Below are 10,221 nucleotides of genomic sequence, written 5' to 3' on the forward strand. Positions count from 1 at the left end.
CCGTCTTGGGTACATCGATGCCGGTCCTCCGGAAATCAAATTTGGAACCTCGATCCTAATGCCTGCCGACCGCCGCCCAGCATGCAAAAGCCAGATCCGATCATGCCCTCAAGGCATGGCCGAACACCATATGGCGACGGCTTGCCGACAATCGTCTGCACTCGACCATCAGGCCGTCACAGAGCCTCGCCAGCTTGCCGCTTGCCATGCGGAGCCCGCCAGAATTGGCCTTAATTTAAGCAGTTTCGAGTGATGTGTGGGACATGCAGCGTGAAGGCGCCGTCAGGATTTCCGATTCCAACCAATCCATCCGCCGGGCGGTAAATCTTCCAAGGCCACCTCCAACATTCAAGCTAATCTTAGCCCGGCCGCGGCGCAGACACCTCCGGCGGACTGTCAGCCGTTTCGACGATGGTCTGGGAAGGGAGCCGTCGTCAAAATGCCCTGTCTCCCTCGTTTGCTCAGTAGCTTCACACGGTGCTTTCGTCGTCAAAGCCGGAAGGAAGTTGCATACGACATAAGAGAGATGCGACAGCCGTCGCCTCTTGGGATGCTGGCCAAACGTCAACGTTTTGAAGGAAGACTGGCGACGTGCACATTCGATGTCGCCCCCGGCACTGGGGATCGTCTCATCTGGGTTGGCGCGCTGCACGTACCGCGTAAAAACGGATTCTCCCTCAACGGTTTGATGTTTTTTCAAGAACGACTGGCATCTATTGCTCGATCCATCTCCACCCTATTGATATTGCAGGAAAAGGTAAATGTCGTTCTCCCTGCCTGATGGCCCCAGAGTGGCCGTGTAGGGCACACCATGGATAGTGATGCTGGTCTGGGGTTTGTCCGCGCTCGGCAGCAAGTCATAATAGTACATTGCAAGCCGAAGGCCAGCCGGTGCCGGTTGATTGCGGTGTTGCCAGCTCGAAGGGACAGCTCCTCCCAAGTCGTCCACAGGCAGCATGTACTGTGGGGTGCCGAAGATCGATGCCCCCAAGCTTTGCTCCCATGGTGCGTCTGGCGGATTGAGGCTTTGCACCGGTGAATAGGCGGCTGACGGCAAATCCTGCCGGAAGGTCGCTGTATTCCAGCTATCGGGAAGCTGGCCGGGTTGACCCACTCCATGCCAAAACTCTGCGGGATCGGCGCTCTGTGTGGAGGACTCCGGTTCAGCCGCCGCAGCCCCCGCTCGAGCACTGTTGGGCGCGGGGCTCAGACGTCGTTGGAGTTGCTCCCGATCGGCGACGAGGTTGTCGAGGTGCAGCACGGCTGGCCGGCCTCTTCGCGCCAGACGTCTAACGAGCGCCCGCGTGCCGTCAACCACGAAGACTCCGCAATCATAGTCGTTGCGCTGTTGGGTCATGCGGACGGGCTCCAGACGGGTACCCAACCTTTGTGCGAGCATTGCTGCAAACTCGTCGTTCTGTCCCCGGAAGGAGTCATAGTGATAGGCAGCCGGCCCCTCGCGGTTGCGACGGTCAACGAGTAGCAGCGACCAATGGGTGCCGCGGTGATCAGGATCCGAAGCACTGGCATCGCTCACTGGAAGGAACAGGAAGTCGGCTGTATCTCTTCCATTCTGATCATTAACGATGCGCTGGAAAGCGCTCAGCGCGGTGCTCTCATCGCCCAGGCGCAGATGATAATGGGCTATCAGGGGATCGATAAGCCGCGTCCTGGCTGCGAGATCCGGATCGTTTCGCTGCAAGTCCTGCATTAGCAGCTCATAATCCGTCTGGATATGCTGGTCGCCCAGCCATTCGGTATGGTCGAGCGACAATCCGCTGCGGCCTTCGATCGGTGGATCAACCTGCTGCAGCGGCGAAGTTGATCTGAACTCGGCACGTGGATCCGAACGGCCGTCCAGACCGGCCGGTTCCCGGCCACTTGCCTGCTCAGGGGACAACCCCGACGCTGCGTTCGCCTCAACGACTTGCTGGTACTGCCGAAGCCGCTTGAAAGACATAGTGAGTTTTTTTCCCATGGCTTCGGTGAAGTCTTGGTAATCTTTTTTCAACGACCATTGCTGCTGATCACTGCCGTTGAGCCGGCTCGCTATGCTCTCCCTACCCCTGGTTTGCAGCCAAGCACTAAACTTTCGTTGATTGCTGGCCACATTCCGGGCAACTTGCCTCTTGGAAGTCGAGTCCGATCCGAGCTTGCTCAGCTCTTCCTTGGCGAAGCCATCAATCATGAGGGCGTCGTCGGGATAAGGATGATGCTGTTTCAACTGCGACTCGGCGCCTAGATACTGCCGCAGCCGATCGAGACCCACGCCGCCAATATTTTTTCCTTCATCCTTGGTAAAGGCCCTAAAATCGTCCTTCAACGACTGTTGCTGCTGATCAGTACCCGTGAGTCGGCTGGCTATGCTCCCCCTGCCCGTCCTTTGGAGCCAAGCACTAAACCTTCGTTGGTTACTGGTATTTTTCTGAGAATTCGGGACCGGTCCGAACTTACTCAGCTCTTCCTTGGCCAAGCTATCAATGATGAGGGCGTCGTCGGGATAAGGATCATGTATCTGGCGCCCCATCAGGCGCGGCCCAGGTCCAACGGCTTGGAGTTCTTGCCCCTCAGGCCCGAGCCTCCTGAAATGAGACAGTGCTGACTTAAGACGGTCCTGACCATCCCCACCGCTTGCCCAATAATCCGCGATATCAACGGCTAGTGAATCTGGATCGTTTAAAAGCCGAGAAGCCATCGAATCTCTGTTCTCTGCTTTGAGCCAACGAGCGAACCTCCTAAGAATCTTTAAATTGTTCGTGAGGGTACCCTCGGGAACCCTTCCGTCCCCTCGGCCGATGCTACCGTCGGGTAGAATTTCGTAGTCTCGGACTGCTTCCGCGAACTGGTTGATGCGGGACTCGTCATCGGGATACATGTCCCGGTCGGCGGGGCGACCACGCTTGGCGTAATCGACGCGAACCGTGGTTGAGACCACGTGAGTCTCCGTTGCGGCATCGACGTCTTGCTGCCCCGAACCCCGCGACGACGTCTTGCTGCTCCATCCGAACGCCTTCTTGAACCCTGACGCCATGCGCGACTTAAATCCGCGGCTTTTGCCCTGCGGCGCCGCGGCGACTTCGCCCGCCTCCGCCATATTGCTCGATGTCTTGCCCCCCGAGCCGCCGAATCGCAAGCTGCTGGAGCCCGCCCGAGAGACGTCTATGCTGTGGCGGGCGCCGCTCAACGAGTTCTCTGGCGCCCGCGACTGCGGCGTCACTCGCATCGAACCGCCCACGGATCTGCGACGCGGCACACGATCGCCGGCGTCACTGTCGTGCGACCCGAGGCGCAAGTCGCTCAGATCCTGTTCCATGTCTCGTCTCAGTGAATAGTAGTCCCGGATCCAGGCGTCCGTCGCGACAGCTCCGGTCACGCCTTCGATCCACTCACTTACTTCGCGAGAATCGTCATCGCGCGGCTGGTTCCGTCTTGGGTACATCGATGCCGGTCCTCCGGAAATCAAATTTGGAACCTCGATCCTAATGCCTGCCGACCGCCGCCAAGCATGCTAAAGCCAGATCCAATCATGCCCTCAAGGCATGGCCGAACACCATATGGCGACGGCTTGCCGACAATCGTCTGCACTCGACCATCAGGCCGGCACATGGCTTGAGAGGCTCGCCAGCTTGCCGCTTGCCATGCGGAGCCCGCTAAAATTGGCCTTCATTTAAGCAGTTTCGGGTGATGTGTGGAACATGCAGCGTGAAGGTGCCGTCAGAATTTCCAATTCCAACCAATCCATCCGCCGGCCTTCTGATTTCACCGCCTCAGTGCGCGGCGGCAAACAAGGTGAGACTCAGCCAGATTGTCGCTCTACAGAACCCACTCGGCCTTCCGTGATCATTCAACTTTCGAGGCTCATTCCCGCACCCGTATCTGTCTACACTTCAGCCCCCCGTTACCGCGACGCCCGCAAGACTCGCCCCGGCTTCGCCGCTGTGACCTTGGCCGGATGGGACTTTGGCCGGATGGGACTTGCGCCGCCAAGCAGCTATCAGCTTGGCATGACGTATTCCCGAGCGGAGGTCCATCATCTCATTGGTCATCAGTGGCCTTCTATCGGGCTGTGCTTGAACCACCCGACCCTGCCGAAAAACCACTGATGCCCACCTACTCCTCAGAGCCTTCACCACCTAAGGGGACTCCGTGGATCCGCTTTTCCAAAGCATTTTGGAATATCGATTTTGCATGGTGGCGGCCAGTCCGGTTGCACTAGCATATGCGTAATCTGCAATTGGAGACCAACAGCGGTGAACACAGAACAGGCCCGCGGGGCGGTAAATCCTCCGAGGACACCTCTAACATTCAAGCTAATCTTAGCCCTGCCGCGGCGCAGACACCTCCGACGGACTTCGACGATGGTTTGGCGAAGGGACCACGCTTTCACGAATCCTCGGGGCTTGGGCTGAGGAAAGGAATCAGGAGGAGACGAGGAGCGGCTGGAGGCGGTAAGACGAACTATAACGTGGATGGACGCTGGCGATGTTAATGCAACTACAATCACTGCGGCTGGCCAAGCCGCCGGCACTGTTCCGCCAGAGCTCCAGAAGCTCGCGGACGACAACCGGCTGTGAGCAGCTTCCCGAGCGGGTCCGGACGACGCTGGCAGAACCAGTGATCGCATCGGGCTATATGGGCCCCGCAGGTCGTCTTTCCGCCCAGTTCGCGGAAGTTTAGTCCCCTCTAGGCGAGACCAGGAGCCGCGCATGCAACGCGTACCCCCCCGCTTCATCGAAGCTTAGCAGTCACGTATCCGCTTTATAGGCCGGACAGTGAGCGCACCGTTCCCACATGTGAAGCGACTGAACAGGATGCGCTTCATCACACCTTTCACTCTCAGGAGAGACCGCCATGGATAACTCAGAACGATCGCTGCGCTACAACATTTCCGAGGAAGATGATCGCACCGGGGCCATGGCGGGGTGGATCGAGAATATGACCGGGGCACAAACACTTACGGGCATGCCGTCCCGATCAACGCCAGATCCCAATGCTCGTTCGCCTTCGTCGCCAACGCGGCCATACTCGCTCTCTTCCGAACCTCCAATTAAGGTGCTCGACAGATCTACATTTGCCAGAAAAGTGAGGGAATTTTACGGTGATGATATCAAGCACATTTCCGTCAATCCACAAGAGTACTCGCCCTTCGTGTCCTCTAAAGCCCTGCGTGCGGCTACCATCGCTCGACTCTACGGCGGCACCGACGATGATACGCCCAGCGCGCGATATTTCAGCTATGATCTGGGAGAACGAAGCGTTGGGCTTTTAAGAACAGAGGATGGATTTAGCATCGAAAACGAGCCGTGGCGGGAACTATTTCCCGGTCGAAAAAGAATCACGTCGATTGTAGACCTTCGCGTTACTCATCCGCTTGTCGAGAACGCTGGCGATATTCTGCTCGAACATCAACTTCAACTCGACGGCGAACAGCCGTTGATCATGTCACGTCCCGCTTCGCCAGAGATGGGAACCCGTCTTGAGCAGATGGGTTTCGTTGACGTGGGTGAAAATCGCTGGGTGCTCGACCCTACGCAACATCCCGACAAGTGGATAAAGAATAGCAAGGGTGGATGGCAGCGCGCAGACAAACCTTCGAGTTATCTCTCTAAAACCGTGGGCTATCTTAGCGACGATGAAGCAGGTGTCGAGGGGCATTCGAGTGAAGCCAGTGTCGAGACAGATTCTTCCGATGATGACCCGTCTTGGTACTTCGAACAACTCAATTTGAACCGCGGATAAAAGTTTGCCGTCATCGTGATGACCTTTTGCGCCGCCGGCCGAGTTGATACGCCCCTCTATTACGAGGACGCAGGCGAAGATTAGAGACTGCAATCTTGCTGCGACTGTCTGCGACGGCCCGCCTCAAGCTGCACTGTGAAGTAGCTCTGACAGCTGCTTCAGTCGGGCTGATAAACTCAATCAGAACTTTCGTGATCTGGTGGATGTTGGGCGGTTCGGTCTTGAAGACACCAAGCGCGAACTCAATGAAGCCTCGGCGGAGCCCGTATACGCTCCGTGATTGTCCTGCGCGAGCCAGAAGGAGCTGCGCAGCGCCGCCTCGTCCGCCCGTCTATCGCGCGGCAATACCGATAGAGACAGTCGCGGATCGTTTCGCGATCATGCAATTCGACCATTTTCTCGTGGTCCATGGCCCGTCGCAAGTCTAGTCTTGAGTTGAAAGTGGCGTTCGGTGCATCTGCGAACGGACATTCGCGCCGTCGGCGCTTGACCTGGCCTCGCAAAGCCGCTTCCCAGGGAACGTCTGTGAACTTGAAACCGCGTGCGTAAGACAGCAACTCTCGCGCAATCAAGGACCATTGCTCCGTTGGATTTTGCCTGCAAGAACAGCCAGTGCCTCTCTGCGCTTGTGTGGAAGGGAGCTAACGGTCCATTCGGCAACAATGCGATTGACGAGTTCGCCAGAAAGAGCCGAATGTCGACTGGATCCCCGTTTGCGGCCGCCGGGCGCGCTGGCGCCTGCCTCGGCGAAGCCTCCTCCAAAGCCTGTGATCCGAACGATCCTGCCTGGCTCGCAATCGGTGCGCGTCTGACCGAGCGGGAACGGCTGATCGACGCGATGGAGAAATCTGGGTGGGTTCAGGCCAGGCGGCTCGCCTCCGGCCTCACCCGACCTTAGGTTGGTTATGCCATCCGCGGGTTCAAATCGGGGTGAAAGAAAGTTCTACGCCTGGTGTGGTCGAACGGCCCGACCTGCCCTCCTCAACTCATGCACCCGAGGCGAGCCGCCATTTTACCGGTGTCTGTCTATTGTCAAATGCCTGACAACCCTATGTCGGGTCGCAAATGGAGGGAACCGGACAAAAAACGCTAACATATTGAAAAAAAGTAGTGATTTTCATTGGCATGGCCCTTGCTTTTTGAACCGCGATGTTAAGCAGCAACGGAGCCTTCAATGTCCCCACCAATGATTTCGCTCAAGAGCCTGACCAGCACGACAACCATGAACCAACTGCTGGCCACAGCGAAGTCCACTGCTTGCGCCGCGTCATTGTGCGGTTCGTCCGCAAAGCCGCACCACGCCGAGCCGGCTGTGTGGGAGAAAATCAAGGACCTTTCCTGCTATTCAGAAGAAGCTTACTATTTCGCGCGCATGCACGTCGTAGCCGCACCAGCCTGCAATATCCAGTGCAACTACTGCGATCGTAAATACTGCGCCAACGAAAGCCGGCCTGGGGTCGTCTCGGAAAAGCTGACGCCTGACCAGGCGCTGCGAAAGGTCGTTGCGGTCGCCAATGAAGTCCCTCAGCTTTCCGTGCTCTTTATCACCGGACCAAGCGATGCCTGTTATGACCGGAAGAAGACAAAGGCGACATTTGAACGTGGAGCCACAGAGATCCCCGATATCAAGCTGTGTCTTTCAACCAACGGTCTGGCACTGCCGGACCGTGTCGGCGAGCTTGCTGACATGAATGTTGATCACTTGACGATCACCATCAACATGGTCGATCCGAGAGTCGGCGCGAAGATATCCGCGCCACTGCCGGGCCGTGCCGCAGCTCAGCAGAAGCCCGGACACAAGCAGGCCCCGCGAGCACATAGGCAGCCAAGTCTCGATATTCGTCCAACATGCCTGGCACTCTCGGTCGCAGCAGCGCTGGGGCCTTGGTCATCTCCCCGCGCAAAATGCCCGGTTGCTCTCTTTGATGCTTCAGGAGCATCCCGATCACCGCTTCTTGTGTCAGTCCGCTCCCGTCTCCAACGCGGCGGCGACCTCCTTGCGCAGCCATTTATGCTGCGGGTCGTGATGGCACCGCTCGTGCCAGATGAGCATGACCTTATACGGTGCCGGCTCGAGGGGTGGATCAACAACCCTAAGCGGCAGCATCGCGGAAACTTGGGTCGCAACGCGGCGCGGGACGAGCAATACCAAATCCGTTGCCGAAGCTACCACCGCTGCCGTGAGAACGCTGGAAAACAGTATGGGACTACGATCCGCTCGCAGGTTGGGCAAGTGGTCGTAGATCGGGCCGAAGTGGTCGGGGGAGTCCGTACTGATGGCAGCGTGACGCAAGGTCGCGAAGTTGTCGATCGTCCATTCCTGCGCCAGCGCTGGATGGTCGTGGCGCAACAAACACGCGAAGCGGTCTGTATAAAGACTCCGCCGAAAATAGCCAGGCAGTTGCACGTCGATATGCCCAACGGCCAAATCAATATCACCTTGCTCAAGCCCCCGCACGGCACGATCAAATGGCAAACAGGCGAGTGTGTCGAGATGAGGGGCACGCTCGCGTAACCACGGCAGGAGGCGCGGTAGTACAGCCAAAGCTTGATGATCGGGGATCGCCAGCGTTGCCCCCCTCCCCGCTTCTTTTGAGATTACGCTGCGGCTTGTCACCATCTCTCGGATCGTACGCAGTGCCGACGGCAGCCTTTGAGCCAAATGTTCGCCTTGCGGCGTTGGGATCAAACCCGTTGAAGACCGCACCAGGAGATCATCATTGAACAAGCCGCGCAGCCTTCCCAGTGCGCGGCTCATCGCCGGTTGACTCCGCCCGATGTGCTGGCCCGCGTGCGTCACGTTCCGGTATTCGAGCAGAGCCTCGAGCGCCACCAGGAGGTTGAGGTCTATTGATGCTAGGTTTATCTGGTGTCCAGTGAGGCGCTCTCCTCTCCAATCTTGCAACATCTTTCGCCTATAAGCGAGTTGATCCGTCACCTCTTGTTCTACATTGCGTTTCATGAAGTTCATTCCTCAACAATCAATTCCGGGTCCAACGTTTTCGAGTTCATCTCGGCGGTGGAGCGTGGGTGACAACCTCCATGGCATTGTGCCATCACGCGTCCAATGGGCGGCCAGATCTGTGTGACGATGGCGATCACATGGAACATCGGGGTGTCCCACAGGAATATAGAGCCCGTGTCGACCTCCCTGAGCCCGTTGCAACAGCCTCGCATCCGATACTGGGGTGCTTGGGTGAGAGAGGCGCACGCGCTCGAGCACAGCGTTGCAATAGGCCTCGGTTGCATAATACGCGATGCGGTCGATGTCGCTGAGCTGAACACCTGCAGATGCGAGGCAATATTGAATCGAACGAATTGGTAGCGTGTTGGAGTGCTTGATTCGGTTAGGCCGTTCCTCTTCGACAGCCGCTATCACTCGGCCGTCGCGAACGCGAACCGCAGCCCCATCGTGCATAAAGCTGTTCGGTAGATCGAACGAATTTTCGTAGACTCTGCTTAGACGCCCACTCAGCCCTAGACACAGCATGTTGCTCTCCAGTCCGTTTCGAAAGGTAGGTCGCTCTGGCCCGACCGCCGGCTTTCGTAAGTTCAAAGCTTGTGTTTGACGTGTCAGATAGAGCTCACAGGCGAAGCCGATACTAATAGCGACCGGCTCGGCGACATTGCCGACAATCGATGCTGCGCAACCTTCTTGATGCTATAGTTGCGACGCCGCACGGAAACCCTGACCGAAGCATTTGCAGCAGAACTGCCACGTAACCTATCCACATTACTCAGTCCTTCATATTTCGGCCCGACAGCCGCAAGAAAACATCACGAGGTTTGGTGTTCCTGCAAAAGGCGCAGATCATGTCCTTGCGGCTGCGAGCGCGCCTGCTCTGGCTTCTAGTCATTGTGAGGGATGCACTCACAGATTTAGTCGACCAGGCAACAGTGCTTCTTGTGAGAGCCCATTAGCACTGAAACGGCAGAAGCAACGGCCAAGATTTGGCCGATCACGTCCAACGTGATAACAATCGAGGCCAGGCAACTGACAGAGTGCTCCAACTCGTTTTCCAGCACAGTCTCTACCGAACCTGAGGACCCATTTTTAGAACTCCACACAATCGTTCTGCACAGCGCTCTTCAGCGTTTTTTCTAAGGGCAATTGTTTTGACCAGTAAAATTGTTTGTTTGGATGGAATGCGTGCAAAAAAGGGATGGGTGGATTGATAGGAAGGCGAGCGGCACTACCATCCTTCCTTTCAAATGGCGGCCGTGATGATCAACGTTTACGGCAAATCCGCCTCCGACGTCGGTGTCGACCGACCGACCGACGAAATCCTCGTGTATCGTCGCATCCGCAATACTCCTTCTCTACTCTAGTTTTCAGCCGACAAGCCGAGCCGCAGCTTCGCCAGTCTGCACGTCGATAAGCGTGATCGGGCTTGCTGCAAAGAAACGTATCCATCCGGCGAAGGCCGCGGCACTTATGATTTCGGCTCGTCTGCCATGATGCGTTCGATCTTTTCCGGATCA

6 protein-coding genes and 3 pseudogenes are annotated in these 10,221 nt (G+C 57.2%); 4 read left to right on the forward strand and 5 right to left on the reverse strand.

Annotated features, from left to right (window positions below):
- Window positions 1-253: hypothetical protein (locus CO667_RS35690; RefSeq protein WP_210421757.1), on the forward strand; the 253-nt coding region annotated here is incomplete at its 5' end.
- 483 nt (window positions 254-736) lie between these two features.
- Here CO667_RS35690 and CO667_RS33820 read toward each other — a convergent pair.
- Window positions 737-3,439 (reverse strand): Ulp1 family isopeptidase, encoded by a 2,703-nt coding sequence (locus tag CO667_RS33820; protein WP_245433412.1) that lies wholly within the window; start codon window positions 3,437-3,439, stop codon window positions 737-739.
- A gap of 1,412 nt (window positions 3,440-4,851) precedes the next feature.
- Here CO667_RS33820 and CO667_RS33825 point away from each other — a divergent pair.
- Complete coding sequence (locus CO667_RS33825; protein WP_096772325.1) at window positions 4,852-5,739, forward strand: host specificity protein; 888 nt, start codon at window positions 4,852-4,854, stop codon at window positions 5,737-5,739.
- 142 nt (window positions 5,740-5,881) lie between these two features.
- On the opposite strand, the pseudogene CO667_RS36175 reads toward CO667_RS33825, so the two are convergent.
- Window positions 5,882-6,149 (reverse strand): annotated as a pseudogene (locus tag CO667_RS36175) (nuclear transport factor 2 family protein); the annotation flags it as partial.
- A 284-nt stretch (window positions 6,150-6,433) separates the two neighbouring features.
- Here CO667_RS36175 and CO667_RS33835 point away from each other — a divergent pair.
- The gene (locus tag CO667_RS33835; RefSeq protein ID WP_096772326.1) at window positions 6,434-6,637 is read left to right on the forward strand and encodes a transcriptional regulator; all 204 of its coding nucleotides are present in this window, start codon (window positions 6,434-6,436) and stop codon (window positions 6,635-6,637) included.
- 276 nt (window positions 6,638-6,913) lie between these two features.
- Window positions 6,914-7,489: pseudogene (locus CO667_RS33840) on the forward strand (radical SAM protein); the annotation flags it as partial.
- Between the two features lie 210 nt (window positions 7,490-7,699).
- Here CO667_RS33840 and CO667_RS33845 read toward each other — a convergent pair.
- The 3 genes and pseudogenes from CO667_RS33845 to CO667_RS33855 all read right to left on the reverse strand — a co-directional run.
- On the reverse strand, window positions 7,700-8,710 hold the full coding sequence (locus CO667_RS33845) for a LysR substrate-binding domain-containing protein (protein WP_096772327.1): 1,011 nt from the start codon (window positions 8,708-8,710) through the stop codon (window positions 7,700-7,702).
- Window positions 8,707-8,850, reverse strand: a complete 144-nt coding sequence (locus tag CO667_RS33850; protein WP_004678808.1) for a hypothetical protein — start codon at window positions 8,848-8,850, stop codon at window positions 8,707-8,709. Before CO667_RS33850 ends, CO667_RS33845 begins: the two co-directional genes overlap by 4 nt.
- Before the next feature lie 52 nt (window positions 8,851-8,902).
- A pseudogene (locus CO667_RS33855) lies at window positions 8,903-9,229 on the reverse strand (carbamoyltransferase N-terminal domain-containing protein); the annotation flags it as partial.
- Between the last annotated feature and the right edge of the window lie 992 nt (window positions 9,230-10,221).

The organism is Rhizobium sp. L43 (assembly GCF_002531725.1).
GTDB lineage: Bacteria > Pseudomonadota > Alphaproteobacteria > Rhizobiales > Rhizobiaceae > Rhizobium.